The organism is Teichococcus coralli (assembly GCF_009829925.1).
Taxonomy (GTDB): domain Bacteria; phylum Pseudomonadota; class Alphaproteobacteria; order Acetobacterales; family Acetobacteraceae; genus Pseudoroseomonas; species Pseudoroseomonas coralli.
In genome coordinates, this window is the sequence record NZ_SNVJ01000010.1 from 137,834 (window position 1) to 159,820 (window position 21,987).

Sequence of the window (21,987 nt, forward strand, 5' to 3'; positions counted from 1 at the left end):
GCCGCCTAGCTCTGATGCGGCGAAAGCAGGCGCACCAAGCCATCCAGTTGATCCAGATCCCGGTAGCTGATGGTCAGCCGCCCGCCCCGCTTGCCGTGCTGGATGGCCACCTTGAGCCCCAGCCGTCCCATCAGGTCGCGCTCCAGCGCCTTGGTATCGGCGTCAGGGCGCACCGGGCGCGCGCTCGGCTTCATCCGCTCCGCAGCCGCCGCGAGGGCCTCGGTCTGCCGCACGTTCAGCCCGCGCGTGACAACGGTTTCCGCCAGCTTCACCGGGTCGGGCGCCGTCAGCAGGGCACGTGCATGGCCCGCGGAGATGCTGCCGCGATCCAGCATCTCGCGTACCTTGGGCGGCAAGGAGAGCAGGCGCAGCGTGTTGGCCACGTGGCTGCGGCTCTTGCCCACCGCTTGGCCCAGGCCGTCTTGCGTCAGCCCGAACTCCTCCAGCAGCCGCTTGTAACCGCGGGCTTCTTCCAGCGCGTTGAGATCCTCGCGCTGCAGGTTCTCGACCAGCGCGGCGGCCATGGCCATGCGGTCGTCCAGCTCGTGCACATAGACCGGCACCTCGTGCCGCTGCGCCAACTGCGCCGCGCGCCAGCGCCGCTCTCCACCGATGATCTGGTAGGCCCCTGCCTGACCTGGCTTGGGCCGCACCAGCAGTGGCTGCAGCACGCCGTGCTCGCGGATCGAGGCCGCCAGCTCCGCCAGGCCGGACTGGTCGATCGGCCCACGCGGCTGGAAGGGCCCGGGCTCCAGGGTCTCCAGCGGCAGGGTCCGGGGGATGCTGGCGCCAGGACTGGCCGGCGTCGCCGCGTTCTGGTCGCCCAACAGGGCGGAAAGCCCCATGCCGAGCCGGGGTGACTTGCGCGCGCTCATGCTGCCTTGCCTCCCCGCACCCGCTCGCGCCGCAGCATCTCGGCCGCAAGCTTCACATAGGCCTGCGCCCCAGCCGAACGCGGGTCGTAGAGCAGCACCGGAAGGCCGTGCGAGGGCGCCTCGCTGACGCGAATGTTGCGGGGGATCACGGTCTCGAACACCTTGTCGCGAAAGAAAGCACGCACGTCAGCCGCCACCAGTTCGGAAAGATTGTTGCGGCGATCAAACATGGTCAGCACGATGCCATCCAGCGCGAGCGCCGGATTCAGCACGCGCCTGACGCGGTCAATTGTGCGGGTGATTTGAGAAACACCCTCCAACGCAAAGAATTCCGCCTGCAAAGGGATCATGACCGACTCCACGGCGACCAGCGCATTCAACGTCAGAAGGCCGAGCGAAGGCGGGCAGTCGATCAGGATGAAATCGAACCCCTTCAGCGTCTCGCCAGCGGCTTCCAGAGCCAGTCGTAACCGGTGCTCGCGCCTGTCCATGCCGACCAGCTCGATTTCCGCGCCTGCCAGATCATTGTCTGCCGGCAGCAGAAAGAGGTCCGGCACTTTGGTGGGGCGCATCAGTTCGGCAAGCGGCTTCTGCCCCACCAGCAGCGCATAGGATCCAGCACCGCGCTCACCCCGCGGCAGGCCCAGGCCGGTGGACGCATTGCCCTGCGGATCCAGGTCGATGACCAGAACCTTTTTCTTAGTTGCGAGCGCGGTTGCCAGATTGATGGCGGTCGTCGTCTTTCCGACACCACCCTTCTGGTTGGCGAGCGCGATACGGCGGAGGGATGGCTTAGGCGCCGGCAAGGCGGATTCCAGACATGCGGAAAAGAGTGGCGTTAGGGTCCGTCTTGCTCTTGAACTGCTCCACCGACATTGTCCAGCCCGCCGCCTTCGCAGCCGCCAGTTCGTCGGCGGCGGAACGTCCCTTCGGGAAGATCGCAACACCTTGCGGGCTCAGCATCGCCGCAGCCCAGGGAAGAAGTACGGCGAGTGGCGCCAGCGCCCGCGCCGTCAGCACCGCCGCCGGCGGCAGGCGCAGCGATTCGATCCGAACCGGATGCACCGTCACATGAGACAAGGCCAGCTCGGCCGCAGCCGCTTGCAGAAAGGCGGCCTTGCGACGGTCCGCCTCCACCAGGTGCACCGGACGCATCAGGGCGGCCGCCAGCACCATCCCCGGAAATCCGCCGCCGGAACCCAGATCCACCAGCGCACCTTCGCCCGGCGGCACCAAAGGCAGCAATTGCAGGGAGTCGGCCAGGTGCCGCTCCCTCACCCCTTCCAGATCCCTGCCGGACACAAGATTGATCCGCGCGTTCCAGCGCAGCAGCACGTCCAGAAACCATTCGAGACGCTCCTCTGTTTCACGTGAAACGCCGGGGGGCGTCAAACCTGCTCCCGATCCCTGTTTCACGTGAAACGCTCCTGCGTCCGTCGCAGATGGACGGCCAGTGCCGCCAAGGCCGCCGGCGTGACGCCCGGCACCCGTCCCGCCCCGCCGAGCGTCGCTGGTTGCGCGGCGCCAAGCCGCTGCCGCATCTCATGCGACAGCCCCGGCACGGCGGCGAAGTCCAGCCCCCGCGGGATGGCGAGCTGCTCCTCACGTTCCAGCAACCGCAACTCCGCTGCCTGTCGCTGCAGATAGGGGGCGTAGAGCGCCTCCGCCTCCATCTGTGCCCGCACCCCTGCTTCCAAATCCTGCAGCCAGGGAAAGGCTCGCTGGATGGCAGCGGCCTCCACCTCCGGCAACGCAAGGACCTCCAGCAGGCTGCGCCAGCGCCCATCCTGGTTGATGCTGATCCCTGCCGCCTGCAGCGCTGCCGGCGTGCCACCTTCCGCGCGGGCCCGCATCAGCGCCTCCTCGACCTCGGCCGCGAAGGTCCGGAAGCGCGCGGCGCGTTCGGACCCGACAACCCCCCAGCCAATCCCCTTTGCAGTCAGGCGCAGCCCGGCATTGTCGGCTCGCAGCGCCAACCGGTGCTCCGAACGGGCCGTCAGCATCCGGTAGGGCTCGGTCACGCCCTGTAGCACCAAGTCATCCACCATCACCCCGAGATAGGCTTCCGTGCGCGCCAGCATCCGGTCGGCTGCCTCACCGCTCGCCAGTGCGGCAGCGTTCATGCCCGCCAGCAGCCCTTGCGCCGCGGCCTCCTCATAGCCTGTGGTGCCGTTGATCTGCCCTGCCAGAAAGAGGCCAGGCACCTCGCGGACTTCCAGGGTCGGCCGCAGCGCGCGCGGATCAACATGGTCATACTCGATGGCGTAACCCGGCCGCAGGATCGCCGCCTTCTCCAATCCCGGAATCGTGGCGATGAAGGCGTGCTGCACATCCTCTGGAAGGCTGGTGGAGATGCCGTTGGGGTAAACAGTGTGGTCCTGCAGTCCCTCCGGCTCCAGAAAGATCTGGTGGCGCTCCCGCTCAGCGAAGCGCACCACCTTATCCTCGATCGAGGGGCAGTAGCGCGGACCCACACCCTGGATCTGGCCGGAATGGATCGGTGCCCGATGCAGGTTCGCACGGATCACGGCATGCCCGGCCGAGGTGGTCGCGGTGATGCCGCACTCCACCTGCGGATTGGTGATACGCCCCGTCATCCAGGAGAGTGGCTCTGGCTCGGCATCTCCGGGCTGCATCTCCAACGCAGCCCAGTCGATCGTCCTGCCATCCAGCCGCGGCGGCGTTCCGGTCTTGAGGCGCCGCATCGGCAGCCCGAGCGCCTCGATCGCCACCGCCAAGCCGACCGAGGGCGCATCGCCGGCGCGCCCCGCTGCGATCCGCCGCGCGCCAATATGGATCTCGCCGCGAAGAAACGTGCCCGTGGTGATCACCAGCGCTCCGCACATGATCCGCGCGCCCTCGGCCGTCAGCACGGCGGCGATGCGTCCGCCGGCGTCACGCTCAACGCCTTCGGCCGCCACCCCGCGGATGGTCAGCCTCGGCTGCGCCTCCAGCAATTCACGGATCGCACGGCGATACAGGGCGCGATCTGCCTGCGCGCGCGGGCCGCGAACCGCCGGTCCCTTGCTGCGGTTCAGCAGCTTGAAATGGATGCCCGCCATGTCGGCCGCGCGGCCGATCAGCCCATCAAGGGCGTCCACCTCGCGAACAAGATGTCCTTTCCCCACCCCGCCGATCGCGGGGTTGCAGGACATCTCGCCCAGCGTCTCCAGCTTGTGCGTCAACAACAGGGTACGGGCGCCGCAGCGGGCAGCGGCGGCCGCCGCTTCGGCCCCGGCATGTCCGCCGCCCACGACCACCACATCGAAAGCATCATCGCGCATGGCGCCATCCTATAGCGCCCCGCGGCCTACTTTCCGATGCAGAAATCCCCGAACACGACGTCGAGAACCGCTTCGACGCCGACACGCCCGGTCAGCCGCCCCAGCGCCCGCAGGGAAGCCCGCAACGCTTCGGCCGCAAGCTCCGGCAGGGGTGCCTGCTCCACCTCGCCGAGCCAGGCCGCTGCCTCCCCCAGCGCGGCGCGATGCCGCGGCCGCGTCAGGCCTGCCTCCTCCGAAAGCCCGGCCCGCATGCCTGCCGCCTCGGCGAGCACGCCCTGCAGCTGCTCCAGCCCGCTCCCGTCCCGTGCCGAGACCGCCACCGGCGCCACTCCGCGGATCTGCCGCGGGGCCGGCATGAGGTCCGTCTTGTTCGCCACCACCACGACGCCAGGCTCCACCAATGCCAGGGTCGCCGCATCCGGCGGCTGGTCGGCCGCGAAAACGGCAATCACCAGATCCGCCTCCTCCGCCCGCCGCTTCGCCCTTCGCACACCCTCTGCCTCGACCTCGTCCGCCGTTTCGCGCAGGCCCGCCGTGTCGGCCAGCCAGACCGGTACCCCGCCAAGATCCAGGCGTACTTCCACCACGTCCCGTGTGGTTCCCGCCCTTGCCGACACGATGGCCGCCTCTCGTCCCGCCAGCGCGTTCAGCAGCGACGACTTCCCCGCATTCGGTGCCCCGACGATGGCCGCCCACAACCCTTCCCGAAGCCGTTCGCCACGACCGTTGTCGTCCAGATGCGCCCTGATCTCGGCAGCCAAGGCCGCCGCCCCCGCGCGCACCTCCGCCTCCAAGCTGTTGGGCAGCCCGTCCTCGGCGAACTCGATGGCGGCTTCCTGATGCGCCAGCAAACGGGTCAGCCGCTCGCACCAGGCGGCATAGCGCGCCGCCAGTGCGCCATTCGCCTGCCGAAGAGCCTGACGCCGCTGCGCCGCCGTCTCGGCCTCGATCAGGTCAGCGATGCCTTCTGCCGCCGTCAGGTCCATCCTGCCGTTCAGAAAGGCGCGGCGGGTGAACTCTCCCGCCTCCGCTGGCCGCGCGCCACAGGCCAGCAGCGCCTCCGTCACCCCCTCGCGCACCGCCCGCCCGCCATGCAGGTGCAGTTCGGCGGCGTCCTCGCCCGTGTAGGAGTGAGGCCCGGGAAACCAGAGCACCAGTGCCTCATCGAGCACCTCGCCGGTGGTGGGGTGGCGCAGCCGCCGCAGGCGGGCCATGCGCGGGGCTGGCAGCCCGCCCGTCAGCTTGACGAGAATGGCGCCGCTACCCTGACCCGAAAGCCGCAGCAGCGACACCGCCGCGCGGCCGGCACCGGAGGCCAGGGCGAAGATGGTGTCGAATGTCATTGCGCAACTCCAAAGGCCCGGCCAGAGGCGCTGTCCCCTGAACCCTGCCGGGAGGGGTGGGTAGTAAGCCCCTCCCTGCCTCCGCCGGAGACGAATGGCAGGCTTCAGGGGAAGGCGCCCTCCTGCCGCTAGCCCTTCTTGGCCACGTCCCTTTCGGTCAGCATCAGCCGATGCGCGCGCCCGCCTTCGACCAGATGCGCCTGCAGGATCTCGTCCACGTCTTCCCGCGTCTCGGCGCGGTACCAGATCCCTTCGGGATAGATCACGATTGCAGGCCCGAACTCGCAGCGGTCGAGGCAGCCCGCCTGGTTGACCCGGATGCCGGGAATCCCGAGTTCCTTAGCCCGCGCCTTCATGTAGTCCTTCAGCGCCTCGCTGCCCTTGGCGGCGCAGGAGCCACGGCGGTGCCCCTCTGGCCGCCGGTTGCAGCAGACAAAGACATGCGCCTGGAAATAGGGCGGCGGATCGGTCTCGCTCACGGATACGCTCCTTGGGGTGTGCAGGCTCCCCTGCCTCGCCCATGTAGCGAGGACCTACGGGAGCGACCAGAGCCATGCCCGAGATCGCCGAGAACCTGCTGCGCCACGAGACCTCGCCCTATCTGCTCCAGCACGCGGAAAATCCGGTCCACTGGCGCCCCTGGGGAGCCGCCGCGCTGGAGGAGGCGCGCAAGGCGAACCGCCCCATTCTGCTCTCCGTCGGCTACGCCGCCTGCCACTGGTGCCACGTCATGGCGCATGAAAGCTTCGAGGATCCGGAAACGGCGGCGCTGATGAACCGCCTCTTCGTCAACATCAAGGTGGACCGCGAGGAACGGCCGGACATCGACGCGCTCTACATGGGCAGCCTGCATCTGCTCGGCGAACAGGGCGGCTGGCCACTGACCATGTTCCTCACCCCGGAAGGCGCGCCCTTCTGGGGCGGTACCTACTTCCCGCCCGAGCCGCGCTGGGGTCGCCCCTCCTTCCGCCAGGTGCTGCAGGGCTTGGCGCAGGCTTACCGGGAGGAAGGTGGCAAGGTGGCGCAGAATGTCGCCGCCCTGAAGCAGGGCCTCGCCCGCATGGCGGAGGCCAGCCCTGGGGCCCTGCCTGGCCCTGCCGAGCTCGGCGCCATCGCCCAGGCCCTGGTGGATGCCCAGGATCGCGTAGCCGGAGGCATGCAAGGCGCGCCCAAATTCCCCAACCCGCCGGTTTACCGCTTTCTGCTGCAGATGGCGGAGGCGCTGGGCCGGCCCGTCTGCGCCGAACCCGTCCACCTGCTGCTGCGCCGGATGAGCCAGGGCGGCATCTACGATCACCTTGGCGGCGGCTATGCCCGTTACAGCACCGATGCCGAGTGGCTGGTGCCACATTTCGAGAAGATGCTCTACGACAACGCGCAAATTCTCGAGCTGCTGGCCCTCGTCCATGCTCGCCAGCCGGATCCGCTCTACGCCGCCCGCGCCGCGGAAACGGTGGCCTGGCTGGAGCGCGAGATGCTGACCGCTGGAGGCGCTTTCGCCGCCACCCAGGATGCCGACAGCGAGGGCGAGGAAGGCCGCTTCTACGTCTGGCAGGCCCAGGAGATCGACAGCCTGCTCGGTGACCGCGCGCCCCTCTTCCGCCGCGTCTATGACGTCTCGGAGCAGGGCAACTGGGAGGGCAAGGCGATCCTGAACCGCACAGCCCACCCGGACCCGCTTTCCGGCGCCGAGGAAGCCATCCTGGCCGAGGCCCGCGCCCTCCTTCTCGCCGCCCGCGCCAAACGGATCGCGCCCGGGCGCGACGACAAGGTCCTGGCCGACTGGAACGGCCTGATGATCGCCGCCCTCGCCCGCGCCGGTGCCGTCTTCGATCGTCCCGAGTGGCTGAGCCTCGCCCGCCGCGCCTTCGCCGCGGTCGCCGAGCACATGGCCGCTCCCGATGGCCGCCTGCACCATGCCTGGCGCGCGAATCGCAGCTCCGCTCCCGGCCTGCTGGAAGATCACGCGGCCATGGCCCGTGCCGCTCTGGCGCTGTTCGAAGCCCTGGGCGATACGGCCTACCTCCGGCAGGCGATGGCCTGGGCGGAAGTGGTTGAGACCCGCTTCGCCGCTCCTGAGGGCGGCTACTTCACCTCCGCCGACGACGCCACCGATGTGCTGGTGCGCGGCCGCACCGCCGGCGACAACGCCACCCCCGCCGGAAACGGCGTGATGGCCGAGGTGCAGGCACGCCTCTTCCACCTGACAGGTGAGGCCCGCTGGCGCCAGCGGGCGGAAGCCACCATTGCCGCCTTCAGCGGGCTGGCGCAGGCACTGCTTGCCATGCCCACCCTGCTGTCCGCCGCCGACCTGCTGGAGAACGGCGCCACCCTCGTTGTGGCGGGTGCCGAGGCCGCCGCCGAACAGTTGGCCGCCGCCGCCCTGGCCCTGCCGGATCCGGCCGTGATGGTGCTGCGTGTCCCTGACGCCGCGACGTTGCCGCAGGGGCACCCCGCCTTCGGCAAAGGCAAAGTGGAGGGCCGTGTGGCCGCCTATCCCTGCCGTGGCGGCACCTGCGGCCTGCCCGTGCTGCAGCCTGAACGCATCGCCGCTGCACTCCGCCGCGTTGCCTGAGCCGTGACCGTGCGCCTCCCGCCGCCTTCCCGACTTGACGCTGCGGACAGAGCGTGTCGAATCAGCACCGCATGCCGCAGCTATCCTTTCTCACTCCCCTCGGCGCGCTGACCCTGTCCGAGGAAGATGGGGCCATCGTCGCTCTGGATTGGGGCCGTGGCCGAGACCAGGCGGAAACACCCCTGCTCCTGGCCGCGCGCGACCAGATCCAGGATTATTTCGACGGCCAGCGGACGCAGTTCGACCTGCCTCTGGCGCCGTTCGGAAGCGCCTTTCAGCACCGGGTCTGGGCCGCGCTGCAGGCCATTCCCGCAGGCGAGACGCGTAGCTACGGCGAAGTGGCGCGCCAGCTCGGCTCCGTGGCGCGGGCGGTGGGGCAGGCCAATGGCGCCAACCCTATTCCCATCCTGATCCCTTGCCACCGAGTGGTCGGCAGCAACGGCAAGATGGGTGGATATTCCGGCGGCGAAGGCCTCGCCACCAAGCGTTATCTTCTGGACCTCGAACGCCGTGCACGGCGCCAGCAAGGAACACTCCTATGAACCACGCCATCCGCATCCATGAACCTGGCGGCCCCGAGAAGATGGTGTGGGAGGAGATTCCCCTGCCCGCGCCCAAGGCTGACGAGGTGCTGGTCCGCCACCATGCCGTCGGTCTCAACTACATCGACGTTTACTTCCGCACCGGCCTCTACAAGATTCCCTCGCTTCCGGCGACGCTTGGCATGGAAGGCGCCGGGGTTGTCGAGGCGGTGGGCAGCGAGGTCACGGAGCTGGCGGTGGGCGATCGTGTGGCCTATGCCATGCCGATCGGCGCCTATTGCGAGGCTCGCACCATCAAGGCCGACAGGCTGGTGAAGCTGCCCGACGGCATCGACTTCAAGACCGCCGCCGGCATGATGCTCCAAGGCATGACGGCGCAGTACCTGCTCCGCCGCACCTTTCCCGTGAAGGCCGGCGACACCATCCTGGTGCATGCCGCGGCCGGCGGCGTCGGCCTCATCATGTGCCAATGGGCCAAGCAGCTCGGCTGCACCGTCATCGGCACCGTCTCCACCCCCGCCAAGGCAGAGCTGGCGCGTGGCCATGGCGCCGACCACGTGCTGATCTCCGGGCAGGACGACATCGCCGCCCGGGTGAAGGACATCACCAACGGCGCCATGCTGCCGGTGGTCTATGACAGTGTCGGCAAGGATACCTTCATGGCCTCGCTGGACTGCCTCGCTCCCTTCGGCATGATGGTTTCCTACGGCAATGCCTCCGGCCCGGTGCCGCCGCTCGACGTCGGCGTCCTGGCCGCCAAGGGATCGCTCTTCCTGACGCGGCCGACGCTGGCCACCTACACCGCCAAGCCCGCCGACCTCGTCGCCACCGCCACCGACCTCTTCTCGGTCGTGCTGTCCGGCGCGGTAAAGATCAACGTCAATCAGACCTACCCGCTGAAGGAGGCCGCCGAGGCGCACCGCGCCCTGGAAGCCCGCAAGACGACCGGCAGCACCGTCTTCATTCCCTGACCGCGCAGGCAGGGCCGGTGCTGTCCGGCCCTGCCCCTCAAGCCGTGCGCAGGAAGTAGCGGTAGCGGTAGATCTCCCGCATTCCCATGGCCTCATAGAGGGCAACGGCCGGCGCGTTGTCGGCCGAGACCTGAAGCCAGCCCGTCACCCCGCCGCGCGCCTGCCCCCAGGCTGCCGCGGCCCGGAACAGCCGCCGGGCCATGCCCTGGCGCCGAAAGGCAGGGTGCGTCGCGACGTCGAAGAAGCCGAGCAAACGTCCATCCACGGCGACCTGCGCGGCTGCCGCCGGTTGCCCGTTCGAGGCCCGCAGCAGCATCCAGGCGGCGGGAACCAGCATCATGCCCGCCGCCTGCACCTTTTCCGCCCGTCTTGCCGGCGTCTGGTGCTCCGCCGTGGCGATCAGTGACAGCCACGCGTCGCTGGGCCGTGCCGCCACCTCGAGCCCGGTCTCCGCCGCCGCGAAACGCTCCAGCGGCCCTGCCATGACGCGAGAACCCTTATCGGCGGTATAGCCACGTTCCAGCAGCGCCTCCTCCAGGCCGGGCGGATCCAGCGGCGTCGAGCGGAAACGGACCGGCAGCCCGGCGCGCCGATAGGCCGCCTCGATCCGATCCAAGCGCAGCGCGAGGCCGGCATCCGGCGCGGGATCGAGCGAACTCACCGCATTGGCCCGCCCCGTGCCGCCCAGGAAGGCGCGCAGCAGGAATGGCCCGTCGAAAGCGGTACGCAAGGCGGGAACGGCGGTGTGCGACGCCCGCTCCAGCTCCACAACCGAAACACCCTGCCAAGACTTCCCTTCCATGCGCCTTCCTCCGTCCGGAAAGCCAAGCCTAGCGCGAAGCCGCGTGCCGAAGCCCCGCAGCCCCTGCAATGCGGGACTGCGCGCAAAAAAAAAGCCGGAGGAATAAATCCCCCGGCCTGCATTCTTCACTCGCCCATTCAGTACTGAAGATCCGCGGAAAAGAAGGAAGTCTGGAAGGATTCAGACTACCAGCTTCCTCCCCTCAGGTATTCATTGCATCGAAGAAATCCTGGTTGGTCTTGCTGTACTTCAGCTTGTCCAGCAGGAACTCCATCGAGTCCTGAGTGCCCATCGGGTTCAGGATGCGGCGCAGCACCCACATCTTGGTCAGCGTTGCGCGGTCGATCAGCACCTCCTCGCGGCGCGTGCCGGACTTGGTGATGTCGATCGCCGGGAACACCCGCTTGTCCGAAAGCTTCCGGTCGAGAATGACCTCGGAGTTGCCGGTGCCCTTGAACTCCTCGAAGATCACCTCGTCCATGCGGCTGCCGGTGTCGATCAGCGCGGTGGCGATGATGGTCAGCGAGCCGCCTTCCTCGATGTTGCGCGCCGCGCCGAAGAAGCGCTTTGGCCGCTGCAGCGCGTTGGCGTCCACGCCGCCGGTCAGCACCTTGCCCGAGGAGGGCACGACGGAATTGTAGGCGCGGCCGAGGCGGGTGATGGAATCGAGCAGGATCACCACATCCCGCTTGTGCTCGACGAGACGCTTGGCCTTCTCCAGCACCATTTCCGTCACCTGCACGTGGCGGGTGGCCGGCTCGTCGAAGGTGGAGGCCACCACCTCGCCGCGCACGGTGCGCGCCATATCGGTGACTTCCTCCGGCCGCTCGTCGATCAGCAACACGATAAGGAAGACGTCGGGGTGGTTGACGCTGATGCTGCGCGCGATGTTCTGCAGCATCACCGTCTTGCCGGTGCGCGGCGGCGCCACGACCAGGGCGCGCTGGCCCATGCCGACCGGCGCCACCAGGTCGATCACGCGGGAGGTGTAATCCTTCTGCACCCCCTTCGCGACACTCTCCGCCTGCGGGTTCTCCATCTTCAGCTGACGCGTCGGATAGAGCGGCGTGAGATTGTCGAAGTTGATGCGGTGCCGCAGCGCTTCGGGCGGCTCGAAGTTGACGGTGTTGACCTTCAGCAGCGCGAAATAGCGCTCCCCGTCCTTCGGCGCGCGGATCTGGCCTTCCACCGTGTCGCCGGTACGCAGGCCGAAGCGGCGTACCTGAGCGGGGGAGACGTAGATGTCGTCAGGGCCGGGCAGATAGTTCGACTGCGGCGAACGCAGAAAGCCGAAGCCGTCAGGCAGGATTTCCAGCGTGCCGTCGCCGTGGATCGCCTGGTCATTCTCCGCCAGCTGCTTGAGGATCGCGAACATCATGTCCTGCTTGCGCAGGCTGGAGGCGTTCTCGATCTGCAGGGACTCGGCGAAAGTGAGCAGGTCGGAGGGGCTTTTGGCCTTGAGTTCAGAAAGATGCATGGGTCGGACGCGTTCCGTTCCGGCGGGAAGCAGAGGGACATTTCCGAGGCCACGCAGGAGATTCCGCCTGCAAGGCGGGGCCGCGCGCGCAGTGCGGCCGGCCATGTCCCAGATAAGGAGGAGGGAGTCTCGGCGCCAGTCGGGGCATGACGCCCACTTGTCGCCAGGACGGGAAGTGGCGAGACGCTACGAGGAACCTTCCCCTCCCGTCAATGGTGCAAATGGGCCTTTGGCGAGCTTCGTCAAGCTTTTCCGAAAGTTTTTCCGCCCACAACCGACAGGGGATCGACTGTCGCTGGCATTCTCCGGCAGCGGCAAGCGGCCGCCCTCTCCCCAAGGGTGGAAGAGCAACCAAGCCGCTGGACAGGGGCTCCGCCGGCGCCGTCAGAACGGCTTCACGATCACCATGATGACGATCAGAACCAGCAGCACCGTCGGCACCTCGTTCATCGCCCGCCAGTACCGTTCCGAGTGCCGCCGCCGGTCAGCCAGGAAGTCCTTCCGGGCATATCCGAGATGGTGGTGGAACAGTGTCATGCCGAGGAAACCGGCCATCTTCCCGTGCCACCAGCCGGCGCTCCAGTCCACCACGCCCGGTGTCAGCACCAGGGTGGCGCCAAAGATCCAGGCGGCCACCATGGCCGGATTCATGATGCCGCGCAGCAGCCGGCGCTCCATCACCTTGAACAGCTCGCTCTGCGCCGAACCGGTCTCACTGGTGGTGTGATAGACGTAGAGCCGCGGCAGGTAGAACAGCCCGGCCATCCAGGCGATGACCGAGACCAGGTGCAGCGACTTGGTCCAGGGATAGAACCCGGCAAGGAAATCCAGGGACATCAGCCGATCCCCAGCAGTCCGGGCAGCTCGGTCATCTGCCGGAAGGGCTCCGCACCCTGCGAGGCCAGCAGGGCCGGGTGCATCTCCCCGGCATAGGCCAGCACGCGGCAGCCGGCGGCCAGGCCGGCGCGAATGCCGGGCAGGCTGTCCTCCACCACCACGCAGTCCACCGGCGCCGCGCCGCAGGTCGCCGCCGCGGCCAGATAGAGATCCGGATAAGGCTTGGGCCGGTCCACGTCCTCGAAGGAGAAGGTCCGCCCGCCGAAGGCCTCCGCCAGCCCAAGCCGCTGCAGCTTGGCCGCCAGTTCGGCGCGCGAGGAGTTGGAGGCGCAGGCGCAGGGCAGGCCGGCCCCGACCACTGCCCGCAACGCCGCAGCGGCGCCTTCCACCGCCACCACCTCCACCGCCATCCGCTCGGTCAGGCGGCGCGACATCTCGGCTGGCCAGCTGTCCGGCAGCCGGCCGTACTGCGCCTCGATCACCGGCACCATGTCCGGCACCGCGCGGCCGAGGAAAATGCGCCGGCTTTCCTCCGGGGTGATGAACCAGCCACGTTCGGCGAGGTCCTCCGCCACCACGATGGCGGCCAGTGCCTCGCTGTCGGCCAGAACGCCGTCGCAGTCGAACAGCACGGCGGCGGGACGGCCAGCGGGGCGGCCAGCGGGGCGGCCAGCGGGAGGGGCAGGCAGCGGGCGCATCAGGCGCCCACCCCGGTCATCAGCGCGCGTGCCCGCGCATGCGGGCAATCGCCGAAGGCCTTCGGGCACTGCCGGGCGCCGGCAAAGGAGCAGAGGCGCCGGTCGCCCGCCCGCACCCGCCGCACCAGGTCGGCCAGGGCGGCGATGAAGGCCGGGTCGCTGTTCTGCGCCGGCACGCGGAAATAGCCGGGCAGGCCGAGCTTGTGCGCCAGCTCGCCATACTCCACGTCCAGCTCCACCAGCGTCTCGGAGTGCTCGGAAACGAAGGCGATCGGGCAGACCAGCACCGCCGTCCTGTCCTGCGCCGCCTGCTGCAGCGCCGCCTCGGTGGACGGCCCGATCCATTTCTGCGGCGTCACGCGGGACTGGTAGCAGAGCGCGTGGTCCAGCCCCTCGATGCCGATCCGCTCCATCACCGCTGCCACGCTGCGCTCCACCTGCCACTGGTAGGGGTCGCCGCGCTTGACGATGCTTTCCGGCAGCCCGTGCGCCGAGAACAGGATGCGCAGCGGCACGGTGGGCGGCAGCTCCGCGCGCGCCTTCTCATAGGCTGTGCGCACCAGGGTGGCGGTGGCCTTGGCGAAGCCGTCGTCGGAATGCCAGCAGCACAGCACGCGCGTGGGCAGCAGCAGCCCGATCCGGGCGCAGGCCGCCTCCCAGTCCTCCACCGAGGAGCCGGTGGTGGTGGTGGAATACTGCGGATAGAGCGGCAGGATCAGGATCTCGTCGGCGCCCCAGGCCTGCACCTCGCGGGCGGCCTCCTCGGCGAAGGGGTGCCAGTAGCGCATGGCGACAAAGCAGCGCGCCTCCACCGCCTCGTCCGCCAGCGCCGCCTCCAGGGCGCGCGCCTGCTCCTCGGTCAGCTCCAGCAGCGGCGATTTGCCGCCGAGGATGGCGTAGTTCTCGCTGGCGGCCTTGGTGCGCCGCGCGGCGATGAACCGGCCGAGCCAGGGCCGGATGAAGCCCGGCACCCGCAGGATCGCGGGGTCGGTGAAGAGGTTTTCCAGGAAGGGCCGGACCGCCCCGGGGGAATCCGGTCCCCCGAGGTTGAACAGCACGACGGCGAGGCGGGGACGGGGCTCGGGGGACATGTGCGGGAGATGCCATGCACAAGCCCGTGGTCAAGCCTCGCCCCGATGAATTCACCGGGTTGCACGGTCTTCCGGCGGCCGGCGGGGAATGGCAGGATGGCGCCTCGCCGCACGCGCTTTTCCTTGTTCTGCCGGTCGCGCCTGCCTAGGTGGGGGCGTGAACGGCTTTGCAGACCTTTGACATGACGGAAAAGAACAACCCCGCGATGAACGACCAGACCCCCGCCCCGGAAACCCAGGCCGACGCCGCCCAGGCGCAGCCCACTCCGGAGCAGCCGGCCGACACGCTGGCCCGCATCGCCGAGCTCGAGGCCGAACTGGCCCAGATGAAGGATCGCTGGCTGCGCTCCGAGGCCGAGATGCAGAACCTGCGCGCCCGCACCAGGCGCGAGGTGGAGGATGCCCGCCAGTACGCCGTGCAGAAGTTCGCGCGCGACGTGGTGGAGGCGGCCGACAACCTGCGCCGCGGCCTGGACGCCCTGCCCCCCCTGCAGGAGGGCGAGGCCGAGCTGCTGACCAAGCTGCGCGGCGGCTTCGAGGGCGTCGAGCGCGCCTTCCTCGCCATGCTGGAGCGCAACGGCGTTGTCCGGCAGGACGCCACCGGCAAGCCCTTTGACCCCGAGCTGCACCAGGCCATGGCGCAGCAGCCGCCGCCGGAAGGCGTCGCCGCCGGCACCGTGCTGCAGTCCTGGACCCCGGCCTGGACGCTGAACGGCCGGCTGCTGAAGCCCGCCATGGTGGTGGTGGCCGGCGAGGGAATCTCCGAGACGGCATGAGCCCGGCGCGCCCGATCCTGCCGGCCGAGCTGCCCGCGCTGCTGGCGCTGAACAACCGCCACGCCCCGGCGGTGAACGCGCTCACCCTGCCGGAGTTCGCCGCGCTGGCGGAGGGCGCGCTGCTGGCCCTGGCCGCTTGGGAAGACAGGGAAGCCCGGGCGCTGCTGCTGGCCTTCGGACCGGCGGGCCCGGCGCGCGGCCCGAACCATGCCTGGATCCGCACGCACGCTCCCGGCGCCGCCTATGTGGACCGCATCGTGGTGGACGGACCGGCGCAGGGCCGCGGCCTCGGCCGCGCGCTCTACGGGGCGCTGGCGGAGCGTGCCGCCGCGTGCGGGCTGGCCGAACTGGGCTGCGAGGTGAACCTCGCCCCGCCTAACCCGGAGAGCCTGGCCTTCCACGCCCGCCTCGGCTTCCGCCGGCTTGGCGAGGCCACCGACCCGCGCAACGGCAAGCGGGTAGCCTATCTCGGCTGCCCGGCTGCACAATTCTTGCGCAGTGCGGCAACCTCGCCCTTGTCGGGCGGCGCCCGGCTCAATACATCGCAGTCACAGTCGGCCGGAGCCTCCCTTCCGGGCGACCCCCCTATCACCCGCCTGATGAGCAAGGGGATGGTTGCGGCGCCACAGGACCGGGCCGCCTCCATCCGCCGCAGAGGAGAACTCGCATGAGCAAAGTCATCGGCATCGATCTCGGCACGACGAATTCCTGCGTCGCCATCATGGAAGGCGGCGACGTGAAGGTGCTCGAGAACGCCGAGGGCGCGCGCACCACGCCGTCGATGGTGGCCTTCTCGAAGAACGGCGAGCGCCTGGTCGGCCAGGCCGCGAAGCGGCAGGCCGTGACCAACCCGACCGATACGCTCTATGCCGTGAAGCGCCTGATCGGCCGCCGCTTCGAGGACGCGACCGTCAAGAAGGACGTCGACCTCGTTCCCTACAAGATCGTGCGCGCCGACAACGGCGACGCCTGGGTGGAGGCCGGCGGCCAGAAGATGGCCCCGCAGCAGATCAGCGCCTACGTCCTCGGCAAGATGAAGGAGACGGCCGAGAACTATCTCGGCGAAAAGGTGACGCAGGCCGTCATCACCGTCCCCGCCTACTTCAACGACGCCCAGCGCCAGGCCACCAAGGAAGCCGGCCAGATCGCCGGCCTCGAGGTGCTGCGCATCATCAACGAGCCGACGGCGGCCGCCCTTGCCTATGGCGAGGACAAGAAGCACTCCGGCACCATCGCGGTCTATGACCTGGGCGGCGGCACCTTCGACATCTCCGTGCTCGAGATCGGCGACGGCGTGTTCGAGGTGAAGTCCACCAACGGCGACACCTTCCTGGGCGGCGAGGACTTCGACCAGCGCGTCATCGACTACCTGGCCGACGAGTTCAAGAAGGAGAACGGCATCGACCTGCGCGGCGACAAGCTCGCCCTGCAGCGCCTCAAGGAGGCCGCCGAGAAGGCGAAGATCGAGCTCTCCTCCGCTAAGCAGACCGAGATCAACCTGCCCTTCATCACCGCCGACGCGACCGGCCCGAAGCACCTGGTGCTGCAGCTGACGCGCGCGAAGCTGGAGGCGCTGGTCGATGATCTCGTCCAGCGGACGCTGGAGCCCTGCCGCAAGGCGCTGAAGGATGCCGGCATGTCGGCCGGCGAGATCGACGAGGTGATCCTGGTCGGCGGCATGACCCGCATGCCCAAGGTCATCGACGCGGTGAAGCAGTTCTTCGGCAAGGAGCCGGCCCGCAACGTCAACCCGGACGAGGTTGTCGCCATCGGCGCCGCCATCCAGGGCGGCGTGCTGAAGGGCGAGGTGAAGGACGTCCTGCTGCTCGACGTGACCCCGCTTTCCCTGGGCATCGAGACCCTGGGCGGCGTGTTCACCCGGCTGATCGACCGCAACACCACGATCCCGACCAAGAAGAGCCAGACCTTCTCGACGGCCGACGACAACCAGACCGCGGTCACCATCAAGGTGTTCCAGGGCGAGCGCGAGATGGCGGCCGACAACAAGCTGCTCGGCAACTTCGACCTGCAGGGCATCCCGCCCGCCCCGCGCGGCGTGCCGCAGATCGAGGTGACCTTCGACATCGACGCCAACGGCATCGTCTCCGTCAGCGCCAAGGACAAGGCCACCGGCAAGGAGCAGCAGATCAAGATCCAGGCCAAGTCCGGCCTGTCCGACGCCGATATCGAGCGCATGGTGAAGGAGGCCGAGGCCAATTCCGAGGCCGACAAGAAGCGCCGCGAGGCGGTCGAGGCCCGGAACCAGCTGGAAGCCCTGATCCACACGACCGAGAAGTCGCTGAAGGAGAACGGGGACAAGGTCGGCGCCGCCGAGAAGGGCGAGGCCGAAGCGGCCCTGGAAGCCGCCCGCAGTGCCCGCGAGGGCGAGGATGCGGAGGCCATCCGCAGCGCCACCGAGCGCCTTTCGGCCGCGGCGATGAAGCTCGGCGAGGCGATCTACAAGGCCAACCCGGCCGAGGGCGCCGCGCCGGAGGCCGGCCAGGCCGAGGGCAAGCCCGGCGAGAAGGTGGTGGACGCCGAGTTCGAGGAGGTCGACCCCACCAAGAAGAAGCCGGAGTGAGGCGCCCGGCGGAGTTCGGCTCCGCGCGCTGACCTGCGGGCGCCCGGCTCCGGCGATGGAGCCGGGCGCATCTTCGTTCCGGAGCTTGGGGGACAGGCCACGTCATGGCCAAGAAGGACTACTATGAGACCCTGGGCGTGGCCCGGGATGCGAACGAGGATGAGCTGAAGAAGGCTTATCGCAAGCTCGCGATGAAGTACCACCCGGACCGCAATCCGGGCGACAAGGGCGCCGAGGCGACGTTCAAGGACCTGAACGAAGCCTACGACGTGCTGAAGGACGCCGAGAAGCGCGCCGCCTATGACCGCTTCGGCCATGCCGCCTTTGAGGGCGGGGGCGGCGGTTCGGGTGCCGGCGGCTTCAGTGGCGGCCCCTTTGGCGGGGGCGGCTTCGGCGGCGGCGGCTTCGAGGACATCTTTGCCGAGATGTTCGGCCAGTTCGGTGCCGGCGGTCGTGGCCGCAGCACCGGCGCGGCGGCCGGGCGCGGCGCCGACCTGCGCTATTCCATGGAGGTCTCCCTGGAGGAGGCCTTTGCCGGCGTGCGCAAGACCATCCGTGTCGCCACCAGCGTGCAGTGCGAGGCCTGCGACGGCACCGGCGCCGAGGGCAAGAGCCAGGCGGCGCAGACCTGCTCGACCTGCGGCGGCGCCGGCAAGGTGCGGGCGCAGCAGGGCTTCTTCCTGATCGAGCGCACCTGCCCGACCTGCAACGGCACGGGTCGGGTGGTGAAGAACCCCTGCAAGGTCTGCGGTGGCGCCGGCCGGGTGCAGCGCGAGCGCACGCTCAACGTCACCATCCCGCCCGGCGTGGAGGACGGCACCCGCATCCGTCTCACCGGCGAGGGCGAGGCCGGGCTGCGCGGCGCCCCTGCGGGCGACCTCTACGTTGACATCAGCATCCGTCCGCACAGCCTTTTCCAGCGGGATGGCGCCAATATCTACGTCCGCGTGCCGCTGCGCATGACGCAGGCGGCGCTGGGTGGCGCAGTGGAGGTGCCGACCATTGATGGCGGCCGCGCCCGTGTCACCATTCCCGCCGGTACGCAGACGGGCGACCAGTTCCGCCTGCGCAGCAAGGGCTTTTCCGTGCTGCGTTCGGCGGCGCGGGGCGACATGTATGTGCAGGTCGCCGTGGAAACGCCGCAGAACCTTTCGGCCCGCCAGCGCGAGCTGCTGGAGCAGTTCGAGAAGGAAGTCGGCCAAGGCGGCAACAGCAGCCCGGAAAGCGAGGGCTTCTTCGCCAAGGTGAAGGAGTTCTGGGACGGCCTCGGCCGCTGAGGGAAAGCGCCTGGGGGACATGAATTCCCCCAGGCCCCCTTCTTTTCTTTTTGCCAGATAAAAAGAAGATGGGGGTCCGGGGGAATTCTTTCCCCCGGCCTTTTTTGGCTTCAAAGGGGTTCCCTGCCATGACGCTCCGCATCGGCATTGCCGGCATTTCCGGCCGCATGGGCAAGCTGCTCGCCGAGGAGGTCGCCGCCGCGGGAGCGGAGCTCGCCGGCGGCATCGGCCGTCTTGGCGATGCCGCGGGCCTCTTCGCCGGCAGCGATGTGGTGATCGACTTCACCAATGCCGCTGCCGCCGAGGCGCATGCCACCCTTGCCGCGCGGCATGGCAAAGCGCTGATCCTCGGTTCCTCCGGCCTGTCCGCGGCGCAGGAGGCGGCCGTGGAGCGCGCGGCGCGGCAGGTGCCGGTGGTCTATGCCGCCAACTTCGCCCCGGGCGTGAACCTGCTTTTCGCCCTGGCCGAGCGCATGGCCGCGGCCCTCCCCCCCGAGCAGTACGATGCCGAGATCGTCGAGATGCACCACCGCCAGAAGGTGGATGCCCCTTCCGGCACCGCCATCGGCCTGGGCCGCGCCGTCGCCCGCGGGCGCAGCAAGACGCTGGAGGAGGTCGGCATGGAAAGCGGCCGCGACGGCCATACAGGTCCCCGCGCCACCGGCCCGATCGGCTTCGCCGCCTTGCGCGGCGGCCAGGTGGTCGGCGAGCACACCCTGCTCTTTGCCGCCGGCAGCGAGCACATCGCCCTTACCCACCGCGCCTTCGACCGCCGCGTCTATGCCACCGGCGCGGTCCGCGCCGCGCACTGGGCCGTGCGCCAGCCGCCCGGACTCTACGACATGAAGCACGTGCTTGGCATAGGATAAGCCGGGCCTTGGCCTCAACCATTTTTCTCCCTTGGCGTTCCTTCGCCTGACCACAAATCTGCCTGAAAGGAGCAGAGGTGAGCATGCGTGAGCAGGACACGGCAGCAGGCGGGCAGGAAACTGAGCCCGATGTCCAGGGGAGCGGCGACAGTCAAAGCGCCGGCATTCCCGCCGCTGGCCGGCTTGAAGGCACCTCCTACGACCCCACCGGTGGCCCCGGCGTCCACCATTGGCAGGAGGCGACGATCACCCGCCCGGGCCTCGACGACCGGGGCGACGTGTTCTTCGCCGCGGTCGAAATGACCCGCATGCCGATGATCCTGACCGACCCAAACCAGCACGACAATCCGATCGTCTTCGCCAACCGTGCCTTCCAGGACCTCACCGGCTATCGCGAGGACGAGATCGTCGGCCGCAACTGCCGCTTCCTGCAAGGCGCCCAGACCGACCGGGAAGTTGTTGCCGAGATGCGCGAGGCCGTCGCCGAGCAGCGCCCCCTCTCGGTCGAGGTGCTCAACTACAAGCGCGACGGCACGCCCTTCTGGAACGGCGTCTTCATCGCCCCGGTCTACAACAAGGACGGCGCGCTCCTTTACTTCTTTGCCTCGCAGCTTGACGTCACCCGCCGCCGCACCTCCGAGCAGGCCTTCCGCCAGGCGCAGAAGATGGAGGCCATCGGGCAGCTCACCGCCGGCCTGGCGCATGACTTCAACAATCTGCTGCAGGTCATCGCCGGAAGCCTGGAGATCCTCGAAAGCAGCCTGCAGGACGACAAGCTGCGCGGCCATGTGGAGCGCGCCGGCGCCGCGGCCGAGCGCGGCAGCAAGCTGACCCGGCAGCTGCTCGCCTTCGCCCGCAAGACCCGCCTGGAACCCAGGCGGATCGATATCAACCGCCTGATCGATGATTTCGGCAACATGCTGGAGAGCACCGCCGGCAGCCGCGCGGAGCTGCAGTTCCACCAGCGCCGCCGCCTGCCGCCGGTCATGGTGGACCCGGTCCATCTCGAGATGGCGCTGCTCAACGTGGTCATCAACGCGCGGGACGCGATGCCGGAAGGCGGCAGCATGACCATTTCCACCCGCATCGCCACCCTTGAGCCCAACGGGCTTCCCGGTGGCCAGTATGTCGCCCTCTCCGTGACCGACAACGGCACCGGCATGCCGCCGCATGTGCTGGAGCGCGCCACCGAGCCCTTTTTCACCACAAAGGGCACCGGGCGCGGCACCGGCCTCGGCCTCGCCATGGTGCAGGGCTTCGTGCAGCAGTCGCGCGGCAAGCTGGAGATCGAGAGCAAGCCTGGCCAGGGCACCACCGTCCGCCTGCTTTTTCCCGCCGCCAGCGAGCCCGCCGAGGAGGCTGCCGACATTTCGCCCGAGGCGGGCGGCTCCCCTCCAGGCGACACCTCCGCGCGGCAGACCGAAACCATCCTCATCGTGGAGGACAGCGACGACGTTCTGGTGCTCGCCCGTGAGCACCTGCAGATGCTGGGCTACCGCATCCTGGTCGCGAGCAATGCCGACGAGGCCCTGCGGCTGCTCGACCAGCCCTCGGCCCCGCCCATCGACCTGCTGTTCTCGGATATTCTGATGCCCGGCAGCATGAACGGCATCGTGCTGGCCGAGCGGGTGCGCGAACGCCATCCGGACATCGCGGTGCTGCTCACCACCGGCTACAACGAGGACCTGGTGGCCGAGGCGCGCGCCCCCGCCATGGACGTGCTCGGCAAGCCCTATCGCCGCTCCGAGCTGGCCGAGCGCATCCGCGCAGCCATGAACCGCCGCCATTCCTCCCGCAACAACCCCCGCCAGCCCCCGCGCGTGAACCAGGGGCCGCGACACGAGGCCTGAGGGTGGGCCAGGGAGCCTGCCAAGGGATCGGCGCCCCGGCGCACGAGGCCGCTGGCGGTCCCGTGCGGCCCTGCTACGCCGCCTGTGCACTTGACCCCCTGTTCCGCGCTTGCGAAACAGCCGGGCCGCGTTCTGCGGA

General features: G+C 69.1%; 20 protein-coding genes. 9 read left to right on the forward strand and 11 right to left on the reverse strand.

Going from position 1 to position 21,987, the window contains the following annotated elements; all coding sequences use genetic code 11:
* Positions 1 to 5: 5 nt before the first annotated feature.
* From E0493_RS13300 to E0493_RS13325, 6 genes are all read right to left on the reverse strand, one after another.
* Positions 6 to 875, reverse strand: a complete 870-nt coding sequence (locus E0493_RS13300) for a ParB/RepB/Spo0J family partition protein (RefSeq protein ID WP_160937425.1) — start codon at positions 873 to 875, stop codon at positions 6 to 8.
* A complete protein-coding gene (locus E0493_RS13305) occupies positions 872 to 1,681 on the reverse strand; it encodes a ParA family protein (protein ID WP_160937426.1) in 810 nt (269 codons plus the stop codon). The genes E0493_RS13300 and E0493_RS13305 overlap by 4 nt, the downstream gene beginning before the upstream one ends.
* On the reverse strand, positions 1,668 to 2,291 hold the full coding sequence (gene rsmG / locus E0493_RS13310) for a 16S rRNA (guanine(527)-N(7))-methyltransferase RsmG (RefSeq protein WP_367614514.1): 624 nt from the start codon (positions 2,289 to 2,291) through the stop codon (positions 1,668 to 1,670). The genes E0493_RS13305 and rsmG overlap by 14 nt, the downstream gene beginning before the upstream one ends.
* Positions 2,288 to 4,159, reverse strand: coding sequence for a tRNA uridine-5-carboxymethylaminomethyl(34) synthesis enzyme MnmG (gene mnmG / locus E0493_RS13315; RefSeq protein WP_160937427.1), 1,872 nt, complete (start codon positions 4,157 to 4,159; stop codon positions 2,288 to 2,290). Before mnmG ends, rsmG begins: the two co-directional genes overlap by 4 nt.
* Before the next feature lie 26 nt (positions 4,160 to 4,185).
* Positions 4,186 to 5,502 carry a tRNA uridine-5-carboxymethylaminomethyl(34) synthesis GTPase MnmE gene (gene mnmE / locus E0493_RS13320; RefSeq protein WP_160937428.1) on the reverse strand — a complete coding sequence of 439 codons (1,317 nt, stop codon included), beginning with the start codon at positions 5,500 to 5,502 and terminating at the stop codon, positions 4,186 to 4,188.
* A gap of 128 nt (positions 5,503 to 5,630) precedes the next feature.
* Positions 5,631 to 5,981, reverse strand: a complete 351-nt coding sequence (locus E0493_RS13325) for a (2Fe-2S) ferredoxin domain-containing protein (protein WP_160937429.1) — start codon at positions 5,979 to 5,981, stop codon at positions 5,631 to 5,633.
* A gap of 74 nt (positions 5,982 to 6,055) precedes the next feature.
* On the opposite strand from E0493_RS13325, the gene E0493_RS13330 reads away from it, so the two are divergent.
* From E0493_RS13330 to E0493_RS13340, 3 genes are all read left to right on the forward strand, one after another.
* Entirely contained in the window at positions 6,056 to 8,077 is a 2,022-nt protein-coding gene (locus E0493_RS13330; protein WP_160937430.1) for a thioredoxin domain-containing protein, read from the forward strand.
* A gap of 71 nt (positions 8,078 to 8,148) precedes the next feature.
* Positions 8,149 to 8,619, forward strand: coding sequence for a methylated-DNA--[protein]-cysteine S-methyltransferase (locus E0493_RS13335; protein ID WP_160937431.1), 471 nt, complete (start codon positions 8,149 to 8,151; stop codon positions 8,617 to 8,619).
* Positions 8,616 to 9,590, forward strand: a complete 975-nt coding sequence (locus E0493_RS13340; protein WP_160937432.1) for a quinone oxidoreductase family protein — start codon at positions 8,616 to 8,618, stop codon at positions 9,588 to 9,590. Before E0493_RS13335 ends, E0493_RS13340 begins: the two co-directional genes overlap by 4 nt.
* A 37-nt stretch (positions 9,591 to 9,627) precedes the next feature.
* Here the strand turns inward: E0493_RS13340 and E0493_RS13345 are convergent, their stop codons facing one another.
* The 5 genes from E0493_RS13345 to hemH form a co-directional block, all read right to left on the reverse strand.
* Entirely contained in the window at positions 9,628 to 10,392 is a 765-nt protein-coding gene (locus E0493_RS13345) for a GNAT family N-acetyltransferase (RefSeq protein ID WP_160937433.1), read from the reverse strand.
* A gap of 202 nt (positions 10,393 to 10,594) precedes the next feature.
* The gene (gene rho, locus E0493_RS13350; RefSeq protein ID WP_160937434.1) at positions 10,595 to 11,869 is read right to left on the reverse strand and encodes a transcription termination factor Rho; all 1,275 of its coding nucleotides are present in this window, start codon (positions 11,867 to 11,869) and stop codon (positions 10,595 to 10,597) included.
* Positions 11,870 to 12,253: 384 nt separating this feature from the next.
* Positions 12,254 to 12,706: a protoporphyrinogen oxidase HemJ gene (gene hemJ / locus E0493_RS13355; protein ID WP_160937435.1), complete on the reverse strand. Its 453-nt coding sequence runs from the start codon at positions 12,704 to 12,706 to the stop codon at positions 12,254 to 12,256.
* Positions 12,706 to 13,404 carry an HAD family hydrolase gene (locus E0493_RS13360; RefSeq protein ID WP_160937436.1) on the reverse strand — a complete coding sequence of 233 codons (699 nt, stop codon included), beginning with the start codon at positions 13,402 to 13,404 and terminating at the stop codon, positions 12,706 to 12,708. Before E0493_RS13360 ends, hemJ begins: the two co-directional genes overlap by 1 nt.
* Positions 13,404 to 14,495 (reverse strand): ferrochelatase, encoded by a 1,092-nt coding sequence (gene hemH / locus E0493_RS13365; RefSeq protein ID WP_160937437.1) that lies wholly within the window; start codon positions 14,493 to 14,495, stop codon positions 13,404 to 13,406. Before hemH ends, E0493_RS13360 begins: the two co-directional genes overlap by 1 nt.
* Positions 14,496 to 14,677: 182 nt before the next feature.
* On the opposite strand from hemH, the gene E0493_RS13370 reads away from it, so the two are divergent.
* The 6 genes from E0493_RS13370 (at position 14,678) to E0493_RS13395 (ending at position 21,848) form a co-directional block, all read left to right on the forward strand.
* Positions 14,678 to 15,271, forward strand: coding sequence for a nucleotide exchange factor GrpE (locus E0493_RS13370; protein WP_408888886.1), 594 nt, complete (start codon positions 14,678 to 14,680; stop codon positions 15,269 to 15,271).
* Complete coding sequence (locus E0493_RS13375) at positions 15,268 to 15,942, forward strand: GNAT family N-acetyltransferase (RefSeq protein WP_160937438.1); 675 nt, start codon at positions 15,268 to 15,270, stop codon at positions 15,940 to 15,942. Before E0493_RS13370 ends, E0493_RS13375 begins: the two co-directional genes overlap by 4 nt.
* Complete coding sequence (dnaK, locus tag E0493_RS13380) at positions 15,939 to 17,852, forward strand: molecular chaperone DnaK (protein ID WP_160937439.1); 1,914 nt, start codon at positions 15,939 to 15,941, stop codon at positions 17,850 to 17,852. The genes E0493_RS13375 and dnaK overlap by 4 nt, the downstream gene beginning before the upstream one ends.
* Positions 17,853 to 17,956: 104 nt before the next feature.
* Positions 17,957 to 19,129, forward strand: coding sequence for a molecular chaperone DnaJ (dnaJ, locus tag E0493_RS13385; RefSeq protein WP_160937440.1), 1,173 nt, complete (start codon positions 17,957 to 17,959; stop codon positions 19,127 to 19,129).
* A gap of 128 nt (positions 19,130 to 19,257) precedes the next feature.
* Positions 19,258 to 19,998 carry a 4-hydroxy-tetrahydrodipicolinate reductase gene (dapB, locus tag E0493_RS13390; RefSeq protein ID WP_160937441.1) on the forward strand — a complete coding sequence of 247 codons (741 nt, stop codon included), beginning with the start codon at positions 19,258 to 19,260 and terminating at the stop codon, positions 19,996 to 19,998.
* An 83-nt stretch (positions 19,999 to 20,081) separates the two neighbouring features.
* Complete coding sequence (locus tag E0493_RS13395) at positions 20,082 to 21,848, forward strand: histidine kinase famiy protein (protein WP_160937442.1); 1,767 nt, start codon at positions 20,082 to 20,084, stop codon at positions 21,846 to 21,848.
* Positions 21,849 to 21,987 lie beyond the last annotated feature (139 nt).

Excerpts from the sequence above, each read along its gene's own strand:
- E0493_RS13335 (WP_160937431.1), top strand. The coding sequence starts at position 8,149 with ATGCCGCAGCTATCCTTTCTCACTCCCCTCGGCGCGCTGACCCTGTCC.
- dnaK (WP_160937439.1), top strand. The coding sequence starts at position 15,939 with ATGAGCAAAGTCATCGGCATCGATCTCGGCACGACGAATTCCTGCGTC.
- E0493_RS13395 (WP_160937442.1), top strand. The coding sequence starts at position 20,082 with ATGCGTGAGCAGGACACGGCAGCAGGCGGGCAGGAAACTGAGCCCGAT.
- E0493_RS13360 (WP_160937436.1), bottom strand. The coding sequence starts at position 13,404 with ATGCGCCCGCTGCCTGCCCCTCCCGCTGGCCGCCCCGCTGGCCGCCCC.
- E0493_RS13370 (WP_408888886.1), top strand. The coding sequence starts at position 14,678 with ATGACGGAAAAGAACAACCCCGCGATGAACGACCAGACCCCCGCCCCG.
- E0493_RS13330 (WP_160937430.1), top strand. The coding sequence starts at position 6,056 with ATGCCCGAGATCGCCGAGAACCTGCTGCGCCACGAGACCTCGCCCTAT.
- hemH (WP_160937437.1), bottom strand. The coding sequence starts at position 14,495 with ATGTCCCCCGAGCCCCGTCCCCGCCTCGCCGTCGTGCTGTTCAACCTC.
- E0493_RS13375 (WP_160937438.1), top strand. The coding sequence starts at position 15,268 with ATGAGCCCGGCGCGCCCGATCCTGCCGGCCGAGCTGCCCGCGCTGCTG.
- E0493_RS13340 (WP_160937432.1), top strand. The coding sequence starts at position 8,616 with ATGAACCACGCCATCCGCATCCATGAACCTGGCGGCCCCGAGAAGATG.
- rho (WP_160937434.1), bottom strand. The coding sequence starts at position 11,869 with ATGCATCTTTCTGAACTCAAGGCCAAAAGCCCCTCCGACCTGCTCACT.
- mnmG (WP_160937427.1), bottom strand. The coding sequence starts at position 4,159 with ATGCGCGATGATGCTTTCGATGTGGTGGTCGTGGGCGGCGGACATGCC.
- dapB (WP_160937441.1), top strand. The coding sequence starts at position 19,258 with ATGACGCTCCGCATCGGCATTGCCGGCATTTCCGGCCGCATGGGCAAG.
- E0493_RS13300 (WP_160937425.1), bottom strand. The coding sequence starts at position 875 with ATGAGCGCGCGCAAGTCACCCCGGCTCGGCATGGGGCTTTCCGCCCTG.
- mnmE (WP_160937428.1), bottom strand. The coding sequence starts at position 5,502 with ATGACATTCGACACCATCTTCGCCCTGGCCTCCGGTGCCGGCCGCGCG.
- E0493_RS13345 (WP_160937433.1), bottom strand. The coding sequence starts at position 10,392 with ATGGAAGGGAAGTCTTGGCAGGGTGTTTCGGTTGTGGAGCTGGAGCGG.
- dnaJ (WP_160937440.1), top strand. The coding sequence starts at position 17,957 with ATGGCCAAGAAGGACTACTATGAGACCCTGGGCGTGGCCCGGGATGCG.
- hemJ (WP_160937435.1), bottom strand. The coding sequence starts at position 12,706 with ATGTCCCTGGATTTCCTTGCCGGGTTCTATCCCTGGACCAAGTCGCTG.